Source organism: Thalassospira indica (assembly GCF_003403095.1).
In the GTDB taxonomy this organism is placed as follows: Bacteria; Pseudomonadota; Alphaproteobacteria; order Rhodospirillales; family Thalassospiraceae; genus Thalassospira; species Thalassospira indica.
The window spans coordinates 1,877,584-1,899,216 of record NZ_CP031555.1; the positions used below are offsets into that span (position 1 = coordinate 1,877,584).

17 protein-coding genes and 4 tRNA genes are annotated in these 21,633 nt (G+C 54.6%); 18 read left to right on the plus strand and 3 right to left on the minus strand.

What is annotated here, in order from left to right; translation table 11 throughout:
- Window positions 1–13: 13 nt before the first annotated feature.
- The gene (locus DY252_RS08780; protein ID WP_064790547.1) at window positions 14–532 is read right to left on the minus strand and encodes a sigma-70 family RNA polymerase sigma factor; all 519 of its coding nucleotides are present in this window, start codon (window positions 530–532) and stop codon (window positions 14–16) included.
- A 151-nt stretch (window positions 533–683) separates the two neighbouring features.
- Between DY252_RS08780 and DY252_RS08785 the strand changes: the two genes are divergently transcribed.
- On the plus strand, window positions 684–1,499 hold the full coding sequence (locus DY252_RS08785) for an alpha/beta fold hydrolase (protein ID WP_231959821.1): 816 nt from the start codon (window positions 684–686) through the stop codon (window positions 1,497–1,499).
- A 131-nt stretch (window positions 1,500–1,630) separates the two neighbouring features.
- On the opposite strand, the gene DY252_RS08790 is transcribed toward DY252_RS08785, so the two are convergent.
- Both DY252_RS08790 and rlmB read right to left on the minus strand, forming a co-directional pair.
- Window positions 1,631–1,707 (minus strand) — tRNA-Thr (locus tag DY252_RS08790).
- 108 nt (window positions 1,708–1,815) lie between these two features.
- On the minus strand, window positions 1,816–2,688 hold the full coding sequence (rlmB, locus tag DY252_RS08795; protein ID WP_008892100.1) for a 23S rRNA (guanosine(2251)-2'-O)-methyltransferase RlmB: 873 nt from the start codon (window positions 2,686–2,688) through the stop codon (window positions 1,816–1,818).
- Between the two features lie 194 nt (window positions 2,689–2,882).
- On the opposite strand from rlmB, the gene DY252_RS08800 reads away from it, so the two are divergent.
- The 17 genes from DY252_RS08800 (at window position 2,883) to rpsJ (ending at window position 21,628) form a co-directional block, all read left to right on the plus strand.
- Window positions 2,883–2,967: transfer RNA gene (locus DY252_RS08800), tRNA-Tyr, on the plus strand.
- Between the two features lie 36 nt (window positions 2,968–3,003).
- Window positions 3,004–3,077: transfer RNA gene (locus tag DY252_RS08805), tRNA-Gly, on the plus strand.
- A gap of 81 nt (window positions 3,078–3,158) precedes the next feature.
- The gene (gene tuf, locus DY252_RS08810; RefSeq protein ID WP_129542700.1) at window positions 3,159–4,349 is read left to right on the plus strand and encodes an elongation factor Tu; all 1,191 of its coding nucleotides are present in this window, start codon (window positions 3,159–3,161) and stop codon (window positions 4,347–4,349) included.
- Between the two features lie 131 nt (window positions 4,350–4,480).
- A tRNA-Trp gene (locus DY252_RS08815) sits at window positions 4,481–4,556 on the plus strand.
- Window positions 4,557–4,606: 50 nt separating this feature from the next.
- Window positions 4,607–4,804: a preprotein translocase subunit SecE gene (gene secE, locus DY252_RS08820; RefSeq protein ID WP_040824880.1), complete on the plus strand. Its 198-nt coding sequence runs from the start codon at window positions 4,607–4,609 to the stop codon at window positions 4,802–4,804.
- A gap of 2 nt (window positions 4,805–4,806) precedes the next feature.
- Window positions 4,807–5,337, plus strand: coding sequence for a transcription termination/antitermination protein NusG (gene nusG / locus DY252_RS08825; RefSeq protein WP_008892331.1), 531 nt, complete (start codon window positions 4,807–4,809; stop codon window positions 5,335–5,337).
- A gap of 107 nt (window positions 5,338–5,444) precedes the next feature.
- Entirely contained in the window at window positions 5,445–5,873 is a 429-nt protein-coding gene (rplK, locus tag DY252_RS08830; protein WP_008892332.1) for a 50S ribosomal protein L11, read from the plus strand.
- A gap of 4 nt (window positions 5,874–5,877) precedes the next feature.
- A complete protein-coding gene (gene rplA / locus DY252_RS08835; protein WP_063087032.1) occupies window positions 5,878–6,576 on the plus strand; it encodes a 50S ribosomal protein L1 in 699 nt (232 codons plus the stop codon).
- 279 nt (window positions 6,577–6,855) lie between these two features.
- Window positions 6,856–7,374 (plus strand): 50S ribosomal protein L10, encoded by a 519-nt coding sequence (rplJ, locus tag DY252_RS08840; protein ID WP_008892334.1) that lies wholly within the window; start codon window positions 6,856–6,858, stop codon window positions 7,372–7,374.
- Window positions 7,375–7,429: 55 nt separating this feature from the next.
- Window positions 7,430–7,807, plus strand: coding sequence for a 50S ribosomal protein L7/L12 (rplL, locus tag DY252_RS08845; protein ID WP_008892336.1), 378 nt, complete (start codon window positions 7,430–7,432; stop codon window positions 7,805–7,807).
- A 378-nt stretch (window positions 7,808–8,185) separates the two neighbouring features.
- Entirely contained in the window at window positions 8,186–12,352 is a 4,167-nt protein-coding gene (gene rpoB / locus DY252_RS08850; RefSeq protein WP_064790827.1) for a DNA-directed RNA polymerase subunit beta, read from the plus strand.
- 108 nt (window positions 12,353–12,460) lie between these two features.
- Entirely contained in the window at window positions 12,461–16,648 is a 4,188-nt protein-coding gene (gene rpoC / locus DY252_RS08855) for a DNA-directed RNA polymerase subunit beta' (RefSeq protein ID WP_008892338.1), read from the plus strand.
- 371 nt (window positions 16,649–17,019) lie between these two features.
- On the plus strand, window positions 17,020–17,391 hold the full coding sequence (rpsL, locus tag DY252_RS08860; protein WP_007092427.1) for a 30S ribosomal protein S12: 372 nt from the start codon (window positions 17,020–17,022) through the stop codon (window positions 17,389–17,391).
- 12 nt (window positions 17,392–17,403) lie between these two features.
- Window positions 17,404–17,871 carry a 30S ribosomal protein S7 gene (gene rpsG, locus DY252_RS08865; protein ID WP_007092426.1) on the plus strand — a complete coding sequence of 156 codons (468 nt, stop codon included), beginning with the start codon at window positions 17,404–17,406 and terminating at the stop codon, window positions 17,869–17,871.
- A 27-nt stretch (window positions 17,872–17,898) separates the two neighbouring features.
- Window positions 17,899–19,980: an elongation factor G gene (gene fusA, locus DY252_RS08870; protein WP_064790826.1), complete on the plus strand. Its 2,082-nt coding sequence runs from the start codon at window positions 17,899–17,901 to the stop codon at window positions 19,978–19,980.
- A gap of 28 nt (window positions 19,981–20,008) precedes the next feature.
- Window positions 20,009–21,199, plus strand: coding sequence for an elongation factor Tu (tuf, locus tag DY252_RS08875; RefSeq protein WP_120225142.1), 1,191 nt, complete (start codon window positions 20,009–20,011; stop codon window positions 21,197–21,199).
- 120 nt (window positions 21,200–21,319) lie between these two features.
- On the plus strand, window positions 21,320–21,628 hold the full coding sequence (rpsJ, locus tag DY252_RS08880) for a 30S ribosomal protein S10 (protein WP_008892173.1): 309 nt from the start codon (window positions 21,320–21,322) through the stop codon (window positions 21,626–21,628).
- Window positions 21,629–21,633: the final 5 nt, after the last annotated feature.

The following is a 21,633-nucleotide window of genomic DNA, read 5'->3' on the forward strand; positions in this document are numbered from 1 at the left end:
ATCCCTGTTTGCACTAGTCTGAACGCGAGATCGTAAAAAGCCGACTTAAAGCACGGCTGAAAGTTACGCGGACTGCGGCTTCGCTACGATCAAGTTTTTCAGCCGTTGCTCGAACACTTTGACCCTCAAGTACGAGTGCTTTGACAACTTCGTGCTGTTGGGGGGGCAATTTTGCAAGGTTACGCTCCGCATCAATCGCCTTCGAAGGATCAGGTGTCGTCCCGATCATTTCGGTCAGCTCTTCAATTTCGATATCCGCATGTTTCGCCTTTTCCTGAAATAAACGTCGCACAGCATCGGTCAGTTTGTAGCGAACGATTCCTGCAAGCCAAGGCTTAAACGGACGATTGGAATCCCATGTATGGCGCTTGTTATGGAGGCCAATCAGAATTTCCTGAATGATGTCCTCGGTTTCTTGCGGATCAATCCCCATGCGTATCAGCTTTCCGGGAATTGTGCGGCGAAGGCTGCGGGCAATTTCGTCGAGCAAGTTGCTGTACGCACCGGTATCGCCCCGACGCTCGGCAAGCATTGCTTCTTCCCAACCGGTTTTACTTTGATTCAACGAATACTACCCAATGCAAAGGAAGTCAGGACCATAACATCGCAGTTTCGTGATCGCATGTGAACAGTGCCAATGTTTCATTAAGTGCTGCACACCCGAAAACTTATAGGAAGCGCATTTGAGACGCTTCAACAATCATAAAGGTGTGAATATGAAATCCATGATGATTAAAATCGCTGCGGCTGCTATTGCCGGTGTTCTGGGTATGGGCAATGCGTTCGCGCAAGACGCGACTGATACATTGATCCCGGCTCCCGTGAAGGCAGAAAACGTTGTTCTTGTCCATGGTGCGTGGGCAGACGGTTCTAGCTGGTCTAAGGTGATTCCAATTCTTCAAAAAGCAGGACTGAAAGTTACGGCGGTCCAGAACCGGTTGACGTCACTTGAAGATTCGAACGAGGATGTCCGCCGGGCGCTTGCACAGCAGGATGGTCCCACTGTTCTTGCAGGGCATTCTTGGAGTGGGACTGCGATCAGTGACGTCGGCGATGCGAAAAATGTATCTGCACTTGTTTACGTTGCAGCGCGCGCTCCACAGGCTGGTGAGGACTTTGTTGCTCTTCAGAAGACATTTCCCGATACCCCGGTTCGAGCCGGTGTTAAAAAGGTGGATGGCTTCACGACGGTTTCCGAAGACGCATTTCTGAAATACTTCGCCAATGGTATTCCTGAAAACGAAGCTAAAGTTTACTACGCGGTACAACAGCCAACTGCAGCTTCTTTATTTTCGGAAAAAACAGTGCACACTGCCTGGAAGAATAAGCCGAGTTTTTATGCCGTGGCGGCAAACGACATGACGATCTCGCCTGAATTCGAGCGCTTTCTTGCTAAACGGATGGGGGCTCAGACCGTCACGCTGGATGCAGGACATCTTCCGATGGTCTCCCATCCAATGGAGATTGCCAATTTGATCCTGAAAGCAGCAGGTCGTTAACAATAACTCGTACCGCAAAATACGCGGGATGGCTTCAAATTACGATATCGCCGATCACTAAAAGATCGGCGATATCCCATATAACCAAAAGAAACCCCCGCAGCCGATGGCTTGCGGGGGTTTCTTTTAAGTGGTGCCGGCAGAGAGACTCGAACTCCCAACCTTCTGATTACAAATCAGCTGCTCTACCAATTATAGCTATGCCGGCGTGAGCGGCGCGAACATAATCCGGGCCGCTGATGATTGCAAGAGTTTGAAGCACGGAAATTTACATCCCGTGAAAACGCCTCAAACGCGCGTGTTCGTGGGCTGTGACCTACTTGCGATACAGTTCGTAAAGCGCGACGGCGGCTGCGTTTGAAACATTAAGGCTTTCGATGCGATCCGACATCGGAAGCTTGACCAGAAAGTCGCAGCTTTCGCGCGTAAGACGACGAAGCCCTTCACCCTCGGATCCCATTACAATCCCGACACGGCCATGCAGTTTGGCTTCTGCTAATGTCTGTTCGGCATAGCCATCCATACCTGCCAGCCAGAAATGCGCACCCTTAAGCTTATCAAGCGTCTGGTTCAGGTTGCCGGCATGGATATAGGGAACGGTTTCAAGCGCGCCGCTGGCCGATTTGGCAAGCACGCCGGTTTCGGGCGGCGCATGACGGTCGGGTACGATAACCGCAGATGCGCCAAAGGCCGCCGCACTGCGCAGAATCGCGCCAACGTTATGCGGGTCGGTCACCTGATCAAGGATCAGAACCGTGCATTGTTCAGAATCGCGGTGATCGGCAATCAGTTCTTCGACAGAAAGCTGGGGCAGGGGGGCGCAATGCATGGCCATGCCCTGATGCACGGTGCCCGGCGGCAGCATTTCATCAAGGTCGGTGCGTCCGGCCGAATCTACTGCGATGTCATCGCGCTCGGCGTCGGCAAGCGCGGCCATGACTTCATCACGGGTGTTTTCGGTGGCCCAGATTTTGTGAATCGTGCGCTGCGGATTGGCAATTGCCATCATTACCGGGTGACGCCCAAATAGAATCAGGCGCGAATTGCCACCCGATCCGCCACCGTCACGACCGCGTTTTCGTCCGCGGCGCGAATTGCCTTCACGGTTTTCATCGCCTTGCGGGAGGGCATCGGGTGCCCCGTCACCTTGATGACGATTTCCTGAACGGGATTTATTGCGACGCGACATATGGCGGAAACCTCCGGGCCGTAGGGGACTGAATGCAGTTTGCTTCGTTTGATCGGCGAAACTTGGCGAACATATAGGAAAGGAAATACGATTTCGTGCTTTTTTTGCTGTTGACAGGGTAGGTGCCTTCGCCGTATTCCCTCCCTCGCCGCAACGAGGCCGGGGTCAAACCCGGGTGGCGTTACGACCCTGATGGAGGGGTGGCAGAGCGGTCAAATGCAGCGGACTGTAAATCCGCCGACTTAGTCTACGCAGGTTCGAATCCTGCCCCCTCCACCACTCTCTCGCCCTCGCGAGAGCTCGCAGCATAAATATGCGGGTGTAGCTCAATGGTAGAGCAGAAGCCTTCCAAGCTTACGACGAGGGTTCGATTCCCTTCACCCGCTCCATTATTCTTATGATGCAACCCGTCGGCTCGTGCGGTGGGTTACTACGTGTTTTTTTGGTTCGGATAATAGGATCTGAGGGCAATGGCCAAGGAAAAGTTTGAGCGTACAAAACCGCACGTTAACGTAGGCACCGTCGGCCACGTTGACCACGGTAAAACCACGCTGACCGCAGCAATCACCAAAGTTCTGGCAGAAGCCGGTGGCGCTTCGTTCCAGGACTACAACATGATCGACAAAGCACCGGAAGAGAAAGCTCGTGGTATCACGATCTCGACGGCGCACGTTGAGTATGAGACCGAGAACCGTCACTACGCACACGTCGACTGCCCGGGCCACGCTGACTATGTTAAAAACATGATCACTGGTGCGGCACAGATGGACGGCGGTATCCTCGTCGTTTCGGCTGCTGATGGCCCGATGCCGCAGACCCGTGAGCACATCCTGCTCGCACGTCAGGTTGGTGTTCCGGCTCTCGTCGTCTTCATGAACAAAGTTGACCAGGTCGACGACGAAGAGCTTCTCGAGCTCGTCGAAATGGAAATCCGTGAACTTCTGTCGTCCTACGACTTCCCGGGCGACGATATTCCGATCATCAAGGGCTCGGCTCTTGCTGCTCTGGAAGGTCGCGATGATGAAATCGGCAAGAACGCAATCATCGAACTGATGAAAGCGGTTGACGACTACATCCCGGCTCCGGATCGTCCGAAAGACAAGCCGTTCCTGATGCCGATCGAAGACGTGTTCTCGATCTCGGGTCGTGGTACGGTTGTAACCGGTCGTGTTGAAACCGGCGTTGTTAAAGTTGGCGAAGAGATCGAAATCGTCGGCATTAAAGACACCGTTAAAACCACCGTTACCGGCGTTGAAATGTTCCGCAAGCTGCTCGACCAGGGCGAAGCTGGCGACAACATTGGCGCGCTGCTGCGTGGTACCAAACGTGAAGACGTCGAACGTGGCCAGGTTCTGGCACACGTTGGCTCGATCACCCCGCACACCAAATTCGAAGCAGAAGCCTACATCCTGACCAAGGATGAAGGTGGCCGTCACACGCCGTTCTTCTCGAACTACCGTCCGCAGTTCTACTTCCGTACGACTGACGTTACCGGTTCGATCGAGCTGCCGGCAGGTACGGAAATGGTTATGCCGGGCGACAATGTTCAGATGACCGCAACTCTCATTGCACCGATCGCAATGGACGAAGGTCTGCGTTTCGCAATCCGTGAAGGCGGTCGTACCGTCGGTGCGGGTGTTGTTGCGAAAATCATCGAATAATTTTTGAGATTTTGCACGATTGAGTGCTTGATCTTGGATGTGCGGGCGGCTATAACCCGCCCGCACACCCCGCCACCCGGGCGGGATTTAGTCAGGAAGAAGATAAGCTTTTCAACTTTCTGATGTCTTGTAGGAGTGTAGCTCAGTTGGTAGAGCATCGGTCTCCAAAACCGAGTGTCGGGGGTTCGAGTCCCTCCTCTCCTGCCACTTTTTCCGGGTTGTGAAATAAAGCATTAGAAAGCGGTGTAACCCCGACAATGGCTAAAACGTCGCCAGCACAATTCGTACAGCAGGTCCGCTCCGAAGCGAAAAAAGTTTCGTGGCCGTCCCGTAAGGAAACGACTGTTTCGACCATCATGGTTTTCGTGATGGTTGCTCTTGCGTCTGTTTTCTTCTTTGTTGTCGATCAGCTCCTCGCATGGGGTGTTAAGCTGGTCTTTGGTGTTGGGGGTTGATTATGGCGCATCGCTGGTACGTTTTGCACGTTCACTCCGGTTTTGAGAAAAAGGTCGCCCAGTCGATCCGCGAACAGGCCATCAAGAAAGGTCTGGAAGGCGAGATCGAAGAGGTTCTGGTGCCGACCGAAGAGACTGTCGAGGTACGTCGCGGCGCAAAGGTCAATGCCGAGCGGAAGTTTTTCCCGGGCTATGTCCTGCTGAAGATGGATCTCACTGACGAAAGCTGGCATCTGGTCAAGAACACCGCCAAGGTTACCGATTTCCTCGGTAGCCGTGGCAAGCCGATGCCGATTTCCGAAAAGGAAGCTCAGCACATTCTGCATCAGGTGCAGGAAGGTGTTGATCGTCCGAAGCCGACCATCGCATTCGATATCGGCGAGGAAGTACGTGTTTCCGACGGTCCGTTTGCATCGTTTAACGGGATTGTCGAAGGGGTTGATGAAGAACGTGCACGCCTGAAGGTGTCTGTTTCGATCTTCGGTCGTTCAACTCCGGTCGAGCTGGAATACACCCAGGTCGAGAAGCTTTAAAAAAAACGATCTTGAAAATTTAAGTCGCTGCTTGTATACGCAGGCAGCAATCAAGGCGCGGGAGGTCAGCCATGGCCGTACCGCGCGCTTCTTTAAGAGGTACCCTAATGGCGAAGAAAATCGACGGCTATCTTAAGCTGCAGATTCCCGCCGGCAAAGCCAACCCGTCGCCGCCTGTCGGCCCGGCTCTTGGTCAGCGCGGCGTGAATATCATGGAATTCTGCAAGGCGTTCAACGCAGCGACCCAGCAGATGGAACCTGGTATGCCGATTCCGGTCGTCATCACCGTTTATTCCGACCGTTCCTTCTCTTTCGTAACCAAAACCCCGCCGGCATCCTACTTCCTGAAAAAGGCAGCAGGCATTGCCAAGGGCTCCGGCACCACCGGTAAAGGTTATGTTGGTAAAGTAACCAAAGCACAGGTCAAAGAAATCGCAGAAGCCAAAATGGCTGACCTCAACGCATTTGACGTTGATGGCGCGATGGCAATGATCGAGGGCTCTGCCCGTGCGATGGGTCTCGAGGTTGTGGAGTAAGACGATGGCCAAGACTGGTAAACGCCTTGCCCAGGCCTATGAGGGCATCGACCGTAACACCCAGTACGAACTTGCAGCTGCTGTAAAGCTCGTCAAAGAAGGTGCAAAAGCCAAATTCGATGAAACCATCGAAATGGCCATGAACCTTGGTGTTGATCCGCGTCACGCTGACCAGATGGTCCGTGGTGTTGTTTCCCTGCCGCATGGTACCGGTAAAACCATGCGCGTTGCTGTCTTCGCAAAAGAAGCCAAAGCAGAAGAAGCCCAGAAAGCTGGTGCAGACGCTGTTGGCGCCGAAGACCTGATGGAAGCAATGCAGAAAGGCGATCTGAACTATGATCGCGTTATTGCAACCCCGGACATGATGGCTGTTGTCGGCCGTCTCGGTAAGGTTCTCGGCCCGCGCGGCCTGATGCCGAACCCGAAACTCGGCACCGTGACCATGGATGTTGCGACCGCTGTTTCCGACGCAAAAGCTGGTCAGGTCCAGTTCCGCGCCGAGAAAAACGGTATCGTTCATGCAGGTATCGGCAAGGCATCGTTCAGCGAAGAACAGATCCTTGAGAATGCAAAAGCATTCGTCGATGCGATCGTTAAAGCAAAACCGACAGGCGCAAAAGGTGTTTACCTGCAGCGCGCTGCGATCAGCTCCACCATGGGTGCTGGCGTGAAACTGTCGATTGCTGACATCGCGTCGAAGTAAGAAAATTCGAATTCTGACCGGTCTTCGGATCGGTCAGGACCGGAGAGGGCTCAGTGCCCTCTCTACCTGTCTGTCCCAGACTGCAGGTGAGTGGGATTTGCCACTCTTAATTCCCTGCATAGGCAGAGGTTCCGGTTCTTAGTTTTCCCCATCGGGGATTCACACAAGGCTTGAACATCTGGCAAACGGACGGGCGTCACAGACCAGTTCGAAAGGACTGGTCGCGTCTGTGAACCTCCTTGTGAGGTTCAGGGCAATAAGCAATGTCGGAGACTAAAAGTGAACCGCGATGAAAAACAACAGTTCGTAGCAGAAATGCGCGAAGTGTTCGAAGGTGCGGAAGGCGTCGTCATCACCCAGTATAAGGGGCTGACGGTTGCTGAAATCACCGCTCTTCGTGCACAGATGCGTGATTCTGGTGCGGGCTTCAAGGTCACCAAAAACCGGCTTACGCGACTTGCTCTGGAAGGCACCAAATTTGCTGGTCTTGCAGACTACTTCACCGGTCCGACCGCGATTGGCTATTCAGCTGATCCGGCTTCGGTCGCAAAAGTAGCCTCCGAGTTCGCGAAATCCAACGACAAGCTGGTTCTTGTTGCTGGTGCCATCGGCGAACAGGTTCTCGATGAACAGGGCATCAAAGCTCTGGCAGAACTGCCGTCGCTGGACGAACTTCGTGCGAAACTGGTTGGTATGATCCAGACCCCGGCACAGCGTATCGCTACGCTGACCTCCAAGCCGGCGGGCCAGATCGCCCAGGTGCTGAAGGCATATGCCGACAAAGGCGAAGCCGCGTAAACCAAAGTAATCAGATATCTCAGATATCTAAGTTCAAGCCTAGGAGTATAGTAAAATGGCCGATCTTAAGGCACTCGTTGACGAGCTTTCCAAGCTCACCGTTCTTGAAGCTGCAGAACTTTCCAAAATGCTCGAAGAAGAGTGGGGCGTTTCCGCCGCTGCTCCGGTAGCTGTTGCTGCTGCTGGTGGCGCTGCTGCCGGTGCTGCTGCTGCAGAAGAAAAAACCGAATTCGACGTTATCCTCGCTTCTGCTGGCGACAAGAAAATCAACGTCATTAAAGAAGTACGCGGCATCACCGGTCTTGGCCTCAAAGAAGCCAAAGACCTGGTTGAAGGCGCTCCGAAAGCCGTCAAAGAAGGCGTTGCTAAGGACGAAGCCGAAGAAATCAAGAAGAAGCTGGAAGAAGCCGGCGCAACCGTCGAACTCAAATAATCGACGGCTTCTTGCCAAGGTCTGGGTCGGCGTCCTTCGGGCGCCGGCCCTTCCGTCTCTGTGCACTACGGCAATCGTGCCGAGCCCGTGCAGAGGCGCGAACAGGAATTTAACGGTTGACGCTGCCAAAGGTAATCGTACATAACGTAAGGCCGTTTAGGTCAGAGGTTATCTTTGACGGCGTCGACAGCCGAGGGATCAGTGATCTCAATCAAGTTGGATGTCAAATAACATCCACAGTCATAATCAAGTGAACGCCCGCCCCGTACGGGGCTCGGGCGTCGTTGTGCTGTATGCGTTTTGCGCGAATCGCAAACGTGACAGAGCAGGGACGAACGAGTTCGGACGGTGTGGGGAGGCGCGATTAAAGGAACGATGATGGATAAGTCCTTTACTGGTCGAAAGCGCATCCGCAAAAGCTTTGGACGGATCAGCGAAGTCGCTCCGCTCCCGAATCTCATCGAGGTTCAAAAGAATTCCTACGATAAGTTTTTGCAGACCGGAATCTCGCAGGAGCAGCGAGACGATGCAGGTCTTCAGGAAGTATTCAAGAGCGTCTTTCCGATTAAAGATTTTTCGGAACGCGCAACTCTTGAATTTGTTTCCTATGAGCTTGAGCAGCCCAAATACGATACCGAAGAGTGCCGCCAGCGTGGTATGACCTTTGCCGCACCGCTGCGCGTTACCCTGCGCCTGGTTGTCTGGGATATCGACGAGGACACGGGTGCCCGTTCGATCCGCGATATCAAGGAACAGGACGTTTACATGGGCGACATGCCGCTCATGACCGAACACGGTACCTTTATCGTGAACGGCACCGAGCGTGTGATTGTTTCCCAGATGCACCGTTCGCCGGGCGTCTTCTTCGACCATGACAAGGGCAAGAGCCACAGCTCCGGCAAATATCTGTTTGCCGCACGTGTCATTCCGTATCGTGGTTCCTGGCTCGATTTCGAATTCGATGCCAAAGACATTCTTTATGTCCGTATCGACCGTCGCCGCAAACTGCCGGCGACCACGCTGCTGATGGCTCTTGAAAACGAAGAGTCCGAACAGCTGCGTGCACAGCGTGCCGAAGAAGGCCGCTCTGTCGATCCGTCGGAAATCGAAGGTCTGACCCCGGAAGAAATCCTCAACTATTACTATGAGTCGGCTGAATACCGCCGCACCAAGGATGGTTGGGTTACCGATTTCAGCGTCGAGCGTTACATTGGCCAGAAGCTTGTCTTCGATCTGATCGATGCCAAAAGCGGCGAAGTTGTTGCTGCGGCTGGTTCCAAGATCACCAAGCGTTCTGCTGGCAAAATCGCCGAACAGGGTGTCACCGAGATCCTCGTGCCCGAAGAGCAGCTTAACGGCTGGTTCATGGCTGATGACCTCATCGATGGTGAAACCGGCGAGATCCTGGCAGAAGCCGGCCACGAACTGACTGAGGAAGTGTTCGAGCAGCTGAAAGAATGGGGTGTTGATTCCGTTCGTCTGCTGATGATCGACCACAACCAGGTTGGTCCGTATCTGCGCAACACCATGGCGCTGGACAAGAACAGCAACCGTGAAGAAGCCCTTGTGGACATCTATCGCGTGATGCGCCCGGGTGAGCCGCCGACCCTCGAGGGTGCGGAAGCCATGTTCAAGGGCCTGTTCTTCGATTCAGAGCGTTATGACCTTTCCGCGGTTGGCCGCGTGAAAATGAATGCACGTCTGAACCTCGAATGTGCAGACACCGTTCGTATCCTGCGTCGCGAAGACATTCTGGAAGTCGTCCGTGTTCTGATCGACCTGAAAGATGGTCGTGGCGAGATTGACGATATTGACCACCTCGGTAACCGTCGTCTGCGTTCGGTTGGCGAGCTGATGGAAAACCAGTTCCGCGTTGGTTTGCTGCGTATGGAACGTGCGATCCGCGAGCGTATGAGCTCGGTCGAGATCGACAACGTCATGCCGCATGACCTGATCAATGCCAAGCCGGTTGCGGCTGCTGTTCGTGAATTCTTCGGCTCCTCGCAGCTGTCGCAGTTCATGGACCAGACCAACCCGCTTTCGGAAATTACCCACAAACGTCGTCTTTCGGCGCTTGGCCCGGGTGGTTTGACCCGTGAGCGTGCAGGCTTTGAAGTGCGTGACGTTCATCCGACCCACTATGGTCGTATCTGCCCGGTTGAAACGCCGGAAGGTCCGAACATTGGTCTGATCAACTCGCTGGCGACCTTTGCCCGCGTCAACCAGTACGGCTTCATCGAAAGTCCGTATCGTAAGGTTGTCGACGGTAACGTCACCGCAGAGGTTCTTTACCTCTCGGCGATCGAGGAAGGCCGTTATGTCATCGCACAGGCAAACGAACCGCTTAACGCTGACTTCAGCTTTACCAACGAACTGATCAACACCCGTAAGGCCGGTGACCACTACATGGCCCGCTCCGAAGAGATCGACCTGATGGACGTCTCGCCGAAGCAGCTGGTATCGGTCGCATCCGCGCTCATTCCGTTCCTTGAGAACGATGACGCGAACCGCGCACTGATGGGCTCGAACATGCAGCGTCAGGCGGTTCCGTTGATCCGCTCCGAGGCTCCGTATGTCGGGACCGGTATGGAAGTTCCGGTGGCACGTGATTCGGGTGCAACCCTGATCGCACGCCGTGATGGTGTTGTTGAATCCGTTGACGCGACCCGTATGGTCATTCGCGCAACTGGTGACATTGCTGCTTCGGAATCGGGTGTCGATATTTACACCCTGCTGAAATATCAGCGTTCCAACCAGGGTAGCTGCATCAACCAGCGTCCGCTGGTGAAAGTTGGCGATGTTGTCCAGAAGGGTGACATCATTTCGGATGGTCCGTGTACCGATATGGGTGAACTGGCTCTCGGCCGTAACGTGCTCGTCGCGTTCATGCCGTGGAACGGTTACAACTTCGAGGACTCCATCCTTCTGTCCGAACGTATTGCCCGCGATGACGTCTATACCTCGATCCACATCGAGGAATTCGAAGTCATGGCCCGCGATACCAAGCTCGGTCAGGAAGAAATCACCCGTGATATTCCGAACGTCGGTGAAGAAGCGCTCAAAAACCTCGACGAGGCGGGCATTGTCTACATCGGTGCGGAAATCAAACCGGGCGATATCCTTGTCGGTAAGGTAACGCCGAAGGGCGAAAGCCCGATGACGCCGGAAGAAAAACTTCTGCGCGCCATCTTCGGTGAAAAAGCATCTGACGTTCGCGATACCTCGCTTCGTGTCCCGCCGGGACAGTTCGGTACCATTGTTGAAGTCCGCGTGTTCTCGCGTCGTGGCGTTGACAAGGACGAACGTGCTCTGGCAATCGAACGCGCAGAAATCGAACGTCTCGCACAGGACCGCGATGACGAACGCGCGATCCTCGAGCGTAACTTCTATGGTCGTTTGCAGAACCTTCTGGTTGGTCAGAAACTGGTTGATGGTCCGAAGGGCCTGACCGGCGAGTTGACCGAAGAAAGCCTGTCGGGTGTAGCCCGTGGTCTTTGGCGCCAGATCGCTGTTGCAGATGACAATGTCATGTCTGACATCGAAGCTCTGAAAAAACAGTTCGAGGAATCGATTGCTGTTCTTCAGGCCCGCTTCGATGACAAGGTCGACAAACTGCAGGCCGGTGACGAATTGCCGCCGGGCGTGATGAAGATGGTGAAAGTCTTCGTCGCAGTTAAACGTAAAATGCAGCCGGGTGATAAAATGGCCGGCCGTCACGGGAACAAGGGTGTCGTATCGCGCATTATGCCGGTTGAAGACATGCCGCACCTCGAAGACGGTACGCCGGTCGATATCGTTTTGAACCCGCTGGGTGTTCCGTCGCGTATGAACGTCGGCCAGATCCTTGAAACCCACCTTGGTTGGGCGTCTCGTGGTCTGGGTGAACAGATCGGCGAACTCGTCGATGCTGTTGCCGATGGTCGTGGCGAGATGGATGACCTGCGCAGCAAGCTTAATGATGTCTACGAAGGCGAAGAATACATTGCCGGCATCAAAGAGCTTTCTGATGGCGAAGTCATTGAACTTGGTAACAACCTGCGTCGCGGCGTCCCGATGGCCACCCCGGTCTTCGACGGTGCCCGTGAGCCGGATGTTGTTCGTATGCTTGAAAAAGCAGGCCTTGATGGTTCTGGCCAGGTCGACCTCTATGACGGTCGTACCGGTGAGAAATTCCATCGCAAGGTGACAGTGGGCTATATCTACATGCTCAAACTGCACCACTTGGTCGATGACAAGATCCACGCACGTTCGATTGGTCCGTACTCTCTTGTTACCCAGCAGCCGCTGGGTGGTAAGGCGCAGTTCGGTGGCCAGCGTTTCGGGGAGATGGAAGTGTGGGCACTCGAAGCTTACGGTGCTGCATACACCCTCCAGGAAATGCTTACGGTCAAGTCGGATGACGTTTCGGGCCGTACCAAGGTCTACGAAGCCATTGTTCGCGGCGAAGACACCTTCGAAGCCGGCATTCCGGAATCCTTTAACGTTCTCGTTAAAGAACTCCGTTCGCTTGGCCTCAATGTCGAGCTTGAGCAGAACGATTTCTAAGTGTTTGGCTGACAGGGGTGCCCATCCGGGCATCCCGGTCGCCAAATCGCATCTTTCGGCCTGAAATTGGCGAAACCCGGCGAGACCGGGCATAGCGGGAGAGCCTTTATGAACGAGTTGATGAAGATCTTCGGGCAGCCGCAGGGCACCCAGAGCTTCGATCAGATCCGGATTCAGATTGCCAGCCCGGAGCGTATCCGCTCCTGGTCTTTCGGCGAGATCAAGAAACCGGAAACCATCAACTACCGGACCTTCAAACCGGAGCGCGACGGCCTGTTCTGTGCGCGCATTTTTGGTCCGGTGAAGGACTACGAATGCTTGTGCGGCAAGTACAAGCGTATGAAGTATCGCGGCATTATCTGTGAGAAATGCGGCGTCGAAGTGACTCTGGCCAAAGTACGTCGTGAACGTATGGGCCATATCGAACTGGCGGCACCTGTTGCCCACATCTGGTTCATGAAGTCGCTGCCGAGCCGTCTGGGTCTGCTGCTGGATATGACGCTCAAGGATCTTGAGCGCATTCTGTACTTCGAAAACTATGTGGTTATCGAACCGGGCCTTACCCCGCTTAAAATGGGTGAGCTTCTGTCCGAAGACCAGTATATGACCGCCCAGGAAGAATATGGCGAAGACAGCTTCCGCGCCGGTATCGGTGCAGAGGCCATCCGCGATATGCTTGCGGCGATCGACCTTGATGAAGAACGCGAAACCGCGAAAATCGACCTCAAGGAAACCAATTCCGAAGCCAAGCGCAAGAAGCTGGTCAAGCGTCTCAAGCTGATTGAGGCCTTCCAGGAATCTGGCGCACGCCCGGAATGGATGATCCTTGAAGTGATCCCGGTTATTCCGCCGGAACTGCGCCCGCTGGTTCCGCTGGATGGTGGCCGTTTCGCGACCTCGGATCTGAACGATCTTTACCGTCGTGTGATCAACCGTAACAACCGTCTGAAGCGCCTGATCGAGCTTCGTGCGCCTGATATCATCGTGCGTAACGAAAAACGTATGCTTCAGGAATCGGTTGACGCGCTGTTTGATAACGGCCGTCGCGGTCGTCCGATCACCGGTGCCAACAAGCGTCCGCTCAAATCGATGTCGGACATGCTTAAAGGTAAGCAGGGTCGTTTCCGTCAGAACCTTCTGGGTAAACGCGTCGACTATTCCGGTCGTTCGGTTATTACCGTGGGTCCGAACCTGAAACTGCACCAGTGCGGTCTGCCGAAGAAAATGGCGCTCGAACTGTTCAAGCCGTTCGTTTACGCGAAGCTGGAACTGTACGGGATGGCGACCACCATCAAGGCTGCAAAGCGCATGGTGGAAAAAGAGCGTGCCGAAGTTTGGGATATCCTTGAACAGGTTATCCGTGAACATCCGGTCATGCTTAACCGCGCACCGACGCTTCACCGTCTTGGTATTCAGGCGTTCGAGCCTACCCTGATCGAAGGTAAGGCCATCCAGCTGCACCCGCTCGTTTGTACTGCGTTTAACGCGGACTTCGACGGTGACCAGATGGCTGTTCACGTACCGCTGTCGCTTGAAGCCCAGCTTGAAGCACGTACCCTGATGATGTCGACCAACAACATCCTGTCGCCGGCATCGGGTAAACCGATCATCGTGCCGTCGCAGGACATCGTCCTCGGTCTGTACTACATCTCCATGGAGCGTGATGGTCAGCCGGGCGAGGGCATGTCGTTTGTCAACATCGCCGAGATCGAGCAGGCTCTGGATGAAGGTGTTGTAAACCTGCATTCCAAGGTCAATGCCCGTTACCACACGGTTGATGAAAACAACGAACCGATCACCGTTCGTGTTGCCACCACCCCGGGCCGCATGTTGCTGTCGGAACTTCTGCCGCGTCATCCGCGCATTCCGTTCTCGACCATCAACAAGCTGCTGACCAAGAAAGACGTCTCGAACGTTATCGACGTCGTCTATCGTCACTGTGGCCAGAAAGAGACCGTTATCTTTGCTGACCGCATGATGGGCCTTGGTTTCAACTGGGCATGTAAAGCCGGTATTTCGTTTGGTAAGGATGACATGATCATTCCGGACGCCAAGGAAAAGCTGGTTGGCGAGACCCATGAAAAGGTCAAGGAATACGAGCAGCAGTACCAGGATGGTCTCATCACCCGTGGTGAGAAATACAACAAGGTTGTTGACGCCTGGGCACAGTGCACCGACGACGTTTCCGAAGCGATGATGAAAGTCATCTCGGCAACGGCTGAAGGTGACAATGTGAACTCGGTTTACATGATGGCGCACTCCGGTGCCCGTGGTTCTGCCGCCCAGATGCGTCAGCTGGCTGCTATGCGTGGCCTGATGGCGAAACCGGATGGCTCGATCATCGAGACGCCGATTATTTCGAACTTTAAAGAAGGCCTGACCGTGCAGGAGTACTTCAACTCCACTCACGGTGCTCGTAAAGGTCTGGCTGATACCGCACTGAAAACGGCGAACTCGGGTTACCTGACCCGTCGTCTCGTTGACGTGGCTCAGGACTGCATCATCACTCAGCATGATTGCGGTACCGATCGTGGCCTCGACATCGCAGCCGTCGTCGACTCCGGTGAGGTTATCGAAACCCTTTCCGATCGTATCCTCGGTCGTTTCACCGCTGACGAGATTGTCAATCCGTCGACCGGTGAAATCATCGTACCGAAGAACGAAATGGTCGAAGAAGATCACCTTGATCTGATCGAAAAGGCTGGCGTCGAAATGGCGCGTATCCGTTCGGTTCTGACCTGTGACGCCGAAACCGGTGTTTGCGGCCATTGCTATGGTCGTGACCTGGCCCGCGGTACCACGGTCAACATCGGTGAAGCTGTCGGTGTTATCGCCGCACAGTCGATCGGTGAACCGGGTACCCAGCTGACCATGCGTACGTTCCACATTGGTGGTGCCGCGCAGCGTGGTGCAGAAGTTTCCGGTGTCGAAGCAAACTTCGATGCCACCGTGAAACTGAAAAACCGCGCGGTTGTTGAGAACTCGTCGGGCGTGAACATCGTCATGGCGCGTAACCTCGAGATCCTGTTGATCGACAAGACCGGTCGTGAACGTGCGAAATATCGTGTTCCGTATGGTGCGAAACTTCTGACCGATGAAGGCGCGCAGGTTACCCGTGGCCAGAAACTGGCTGAATGGGATCCGTACACCCTGCCGATCATCACCGAGAAAGAAGGTTACGTGAACTATGTCGACCTTCTCGAGAACGTAACCATTCGCGAAGTCTATGACGAAGCGACCGGTATCGCCTCGAAGACGGTTATCGACTGGAAGAGCATGCCGAAGGCATCCGACCTTAAGCCGCGCGTTACCCTGCGTAACGAAAACGGCGAGGTCATCAACCTGGATAACGGTCTTGAAGCCCGTTACTTCCTCTCGGTTGATGCTATTCTCTCGGTCGAGAACGGTCAGAAGGTCGCTGCTGGTGATGTGCTTGCGCGTATCCCGCGTGAAGGTTCGAAAACCCGTGACATTACCGGTGGTCTGCCGCGCGTTGCCGAGCTGTTCGAAGCCCGTAAACCGAAAGAACACGCGATTATCTCGGATATCCCGGGTCGCGTCGAATTCGGCAAGGACTACAAGAACAAGCGTCGCGTCGTGGTTCATCCGCTCGAAGACTCGGGTCTGACCGAACCGGTCGAATACCTGATCCCGAAAGGCAAGCACCTTGCCGTTCAGGAAGGCGACTTCGTCGAACAGGGCGATCAGCTTCTTGATGGTTCACCGGTTCCGCACGACATTCTGCGTGTTATGGGCGTTCCGGCACTGGCAGATTACCTGGTCAACGAGATCCAGGAAGTCTACCGTCTGCAGGGCGTGAAGATTAACGACAAGCACATCGAAGTCATCGTACGTCAGATGCTGCAGAAAGTGGAAATCACCAAACCGGGTGACACCACGCTTCTGGTTGGCGAAATCATTGACCGCGTTGATTTTGATGCTGAAAACGAACGTGCTCTTAAAGAAGGCGGCGAACTGGCCGAAGGCGCACCGGTCCTCCAGGGGATCACCAAAGCCTCGCTCCAGACGCACTCCTTCATTTCGGCCGCGTCGTTCCAGGAAACCACGCGCGTTCTTACCGAGGCTGCTGTCTCGGGCAAAACCGATACTCTTATCGGTCTGAAAGAGAACGTCATCGTGGGGCGTCTGATCCCGGCTGGTACCGGTGCGGTGATGAACCGCTTCCGTGCACTGGCTGCCGAACGCGACAAGAATGTACAGATCGAAGCAGAAGAGGAAATCGGCGACAACTTTGGTCCGCAATCCGATACTGCTTCACTGCCGGCAGGCGAATAAGTTCGTCGCGTCAGACAGTTAAAAAGAATCAGAAACGAGCCGGACTCTTATCGACGCACCGGCTCGTTTCGGCGTTTGAAGCGCCAACTCGAAGGCCCAGAGGGTTTTGCTTGACGCAAAAGGGGCCCGTCACTAGTATGCGCCCACCGAATCTAGGGGGGGGCAACTGTGCCGGTGCCGCTTTGTGCGGTAGCGGGCGGTTTTCGCCCCCCATCGCTTGAGTGCGACTCTGACGGCCGTCGAGGCAGGAACTCCTGCTTTTATGGGCGTCCGCGCGTGTTTTTGTACTTGCACAAAGACGCGTGGTCGCTCGTCGTGCGTCGATAAGAGCAACGCCCTAGTGGCGTCCGTTAAAGTAAAAGGGAAAGTTAATGCCCACTATTAACCAGTTGATCCGCAAGTCGCGGACTCCGCGCACCCAGCGCGATATGGTTCCGGCACTGGAAGCATGCCCGCAGAAACGCGGCGTTTGCACCCGTGTCTATACCACTACCCCGAAGAAGCCGAACTCGGCACTTCGTAAGGTTGCTCGTGTTCGTTTGACCAACGGCTACGAAGTTACCTCTTACATTCCGGGTGAAGGCCACAACCTGCAAGAACACTCCGTCGTAATGATCCGCGGCGGCCGTGTAAAAGATTTGCCGGGTGTCCGTTACCACATCATTCGCGGTACCCTCGATACGCAGGGTGTCAAAGACCGTAAACAGCGTCGTTCGAAATACGGCGCGAAGCGTCCGAAATAAGGAGCAGCTCAGATGTCACGTCGTCACGCTGCTGAAAAGCGCGAAGTTCTGCCTGACGCCAAATATGGCGATAAGGTTCTGACCAAGTTCATGAACGGTCTGATGCTGGATGGTAAAAAATCCGCAGCTGAAAAGATCGTTTATGGTGCCCTGGAAGTTATGGAAGGCAAGGGTGCAGACCCTGTTGCCCAGTTCCACGAAGCCATGGATAACGTGAAGCCGAACGTCGAAGTTCGTTCGCGCCGTGTTGGTGGTGCTACCTATCAGGTTCCGGTTGAAGTTCGTTCCGAGCGTCGTCAGGCTCTGGCCATTCGTTGGCTGGTTGACGCTGCGCGCAAACGTTCCGAGACCACCATGGTTGGTCGTCTTGCAGGCGAACTGATGGACGCAGCCAACAACCGTGGCTCGGCCGTCAAGAAACGCGAAGATACCCACCGTATGGCCGAAGCCAACAAGGCTTTCGCTCATTATCGCTGGTAACCCAGACCTCAGGATCAAGAGTCGATTATGGTACAACGTACTCCGATCTCTCGGTATCGCAATATTGGCATCATGGCACACATCGATGCTGGTAAAACCACGACAACCGAGCGAATTCTTTTCTACACCGGCAAGTCCTACAAGATCGGCGAAGTCCACGACGGCGCCGCGACCATGGACTGGATGGAACAGGAACAGGAACGCGGCATTACGATTACGTCTGCTGCAACTACCTGCTTCTGGAACGATCACCGGGTCAACATCATCGATACCCCGGGCCACGTTGACTTCACGATTGAAGTTGAACGTTCGCTCCGCGTTCTCGATGGTGCTTGCGCGGTATTCGATGCCGTTTCCGGTGTTGAACCGCAGACCGAAACCGTTTGGCGCCAGGCTGACAAATACCACGTACCGCGTATGTGCTTTGTCAACAAAATGGACCGTACCGGTGCGGACTTCTTCCGTTGCGTTGAGATGATGAAAGAACGTCTCGGTGCGAATGTTGCTGTTATGCAGCTGCCGATTGGTTCCGAAGGCGAATTCGAAGGTGTTGTCGATCTCGTTCGCAACAAGGAAATCGTCTGGAAAGACGAAAGCCTTGGTGCAGAATTCGAATATCGCGACATCCGTGACTCGCTTGCTGACCAGGCTGCGGAATACCGCGAAGCCCTGATCGAACAGGCTGTCGAGTGCGACGAAGCAGCAATGGAAGCTTACCTCGAAGGCGAAATGCCGACCGAGGAAGTTATCAAGAAGTGCATCCGCAAAGGTACGATCGCTGGCAACCTTGTTCCGGTCCTTCTGGGTACCGCGTTCAAGAACAAAGGCGTTCAGCCGCTTCTTGATGCTGTTGTCGACTACATGCCGGCTCCGGATGACATCGACGATGTTCGTGGCGTTAAGCCGAACACCGAAGACGAGCCGGATAGCCGTCCGCTGACCGACGAAGCACCGTTCTCGGCTCTTGCGTTCAAGATCATGTCCGACCCGTTCGTCGGTTCCTTGACCTTCATTCGTATCTATTCCGGTGTTCTGGATGCCGGTTCGTATGTTCTCAACTCTGTTAAAGAGAAAAAAGAACGTATCGGCCGTATGCTTCTTATGCATTCAAACAACCGCGAAGAAATCAAATACGCATGCTCGGGCGACATCGTTGCTCTGGTTGGCATGAAGGACACCACCACTGGTGATACCCTTTGTGACCCGGCAAAGCCGATCATTCTCGAGCGTATGGAATTCCCGGATCCGGTTATCGAAATCGCTGTTGAGCCGAAATCGAAAGCCGACCAGGAAAAAATGGGTCTCGCCCTTGCACGTCTTGCACAGGAAGATCCGTCGTTCCGCGTTAAATCCGACCACGAATCCGGCCAGACCATCATTTCCGGTATGGGCGAACTTCACCTCGACATTCTTGTCGATCGTATGAAGCGTGAATTCAAAGTCGAAGCAAACGTCGGCGCGCCGCAGGTTGCTTACCGTGAGACGATCTCGAAAGAAGTCGATATCGACTACACCCACAAAAAACAGTCGGGTGGTTCGGGTCAGTTCGCACGTATCAAGTTGACCTTCACCCCGGGTGAACCGGGTTCGGGCTTCTCCTTCTCCGATACCGTTGTTGGCGGTAACGTTCCGAAGGAATACATCCCGGGCGTACAGAAAGGTCTCGAAAGCTCGCTGCAGAGCGGTGTGATCGCAGGCTTCCCTGTAACCGACTTCTCTATCAAGTTGACGGACGGTGCATACCACGACGTTGACTCGAGCGTCATGGCCTTCGAAATCGCTGCTCGCGCAGCATTCCGCGAAGGTTTGGCAAAAGCTTCTCCGAAGCTGCTCGAGCCGATCATGAAGGTCGAGGTAGTGACCCCGGAAGAATACATGGGCGATATCATTGGTGACCTGAACAGCCGTCGTGGCCAGGTCCGTGACATGGACTCCCGTGGTATTGCACGCGTTGTTAACGCGTTCGTACCGCTGGCGAACATGTTCGGTTACGTCAACACGCTGCGCTCCATGTCCCAGGGCCGTGCCCAGTTCGTGATGCAGTTCGATCATTATGCCGACGTCCCGCAGGCAGTTGCGGACGAAGTCAAAGCCAAATCGGCCGGCTAAGGGCCAGCTAGAATAAACGGAGTTAGAAATGGCTAAAGAAAAGTTTGAGCGTACAAAACCGCACGTTAACGTTGGCACCATCGGCCACGTTGACCACGGTAAAACCACGCTGACCGCAGCAATCACCAAAGTTCTGGCAGAAGCCGGTGGCGCTTCGTTCCAGGACTACAGCATGATCGACAAGGCACCGGAAGAGAAAGCTCGTGGTATCACGATCTCGACCGCGCACGTTGAGTATGAGACCGAGAACCGTCACTACGCACACGTCGACTGCCCGGGCCACGCTGACTATGTTAAAAACATGATCACTGGTGCGGCACAGATGGACGGCGGTATCCTCGTCGTTTCGGCTGCTGATGGCCCGATGCCGCAGACCCGTGAGCACATCCTGCTCGCACGTCAGGTTGGTGTTCCGGCTCTCGTCGTCTTCATGAACAAAGTTGACCAGGTCGACGACGAAGAGCTTCTCGAGCTCGTCGAAATGGAAATCCGTGAACTTCTGTCGTCCTACGACTTCCCGGGCGACGATATTCCGATCGTCAAGGGCTCTGCTCTTGCTGCTCTGGAAGGTCGCGATGATGAAATCGGCAAAAACGCTATCCTCGAACTGATGAAAGCGGTTGACGACTACATCCCGGCTCCTGAGCGTCCGAAAGACAAGCCGTTCCTGATGCCGATCGAAGACGTGTTCTCGATCTCGGGTCGTGGTACGGTTGTAACCGGTCGTGTTGAAACCGGCGTTGTTAAAGTTGGCGAAGAGATTGAAATCGTCGGCATTAAAGACACCGTTAAAACCACCGTTACCGGCGTTGAAATGTTCCGCAAGCTGCTCGACCAGGGCGAAGCTGGCGACAACATTGGCGCGCTGCTGCGTGGTACCAAACGTGAAGACGTCGAACGTGGCCAGGTTCTGGCACACGTTGGCTCGATCACCCCGCACACCAAATTCGAAGCAGAAGCCTACATCCTGACCAAGGATGAAGGTGGCCGTCACACGCCGTTCTTCTCGAACTACCGTCCGCAGTTCTACTTCCGTACGACTGACGTAACCGGTTCGATCGAGCTGCCGGCAGGTACGGAAATGGTTATGCCGGGTGACAACGTTCAGATGACCGCAACTCTCATTGCACCGATCGCAATGGACGAAGGTCTGCGTTTCGCAATCCGTGAAGGCGGTCGTACCGTCGGCGCGGGCGTTGTTGCCAAGATCATCGAATAATTTTTTCTCTTGATCTTTGTGGAGCGGGCGGCTATGTAAGCCGCCCGCAACACTTTTGCGGCAATCGTCAACTCCAGTTGAGGGGCCGGTGTCCTTTTGAGGGCTCCGGTACATAATTACATGGATAGTCAGAACATTCGCATTCGCCTCAAGGCGTTTGACCATCGCGTGCTGGATCAGTCCACGCGTGAGATCGTCAATACGGCGAAGCGCACTGGCGCAGAGGTCCGCGGCCCGATTCCGCTGCCGACCCGCATCGAAAAGTACACTGTTCTGCGGTCTCCGCACGTGAACAAAAAGTCACGCGAACAGCTTGAAATCCGTACGCACAAGCGTCTTCTCGACATTGTCGACCCGACCCCGCAAACCGTCGATGCTCTTATGAAGCTCGACCTTGCGTCCGGTGTCGATGTCGAGATCAAACTTTAATCGGG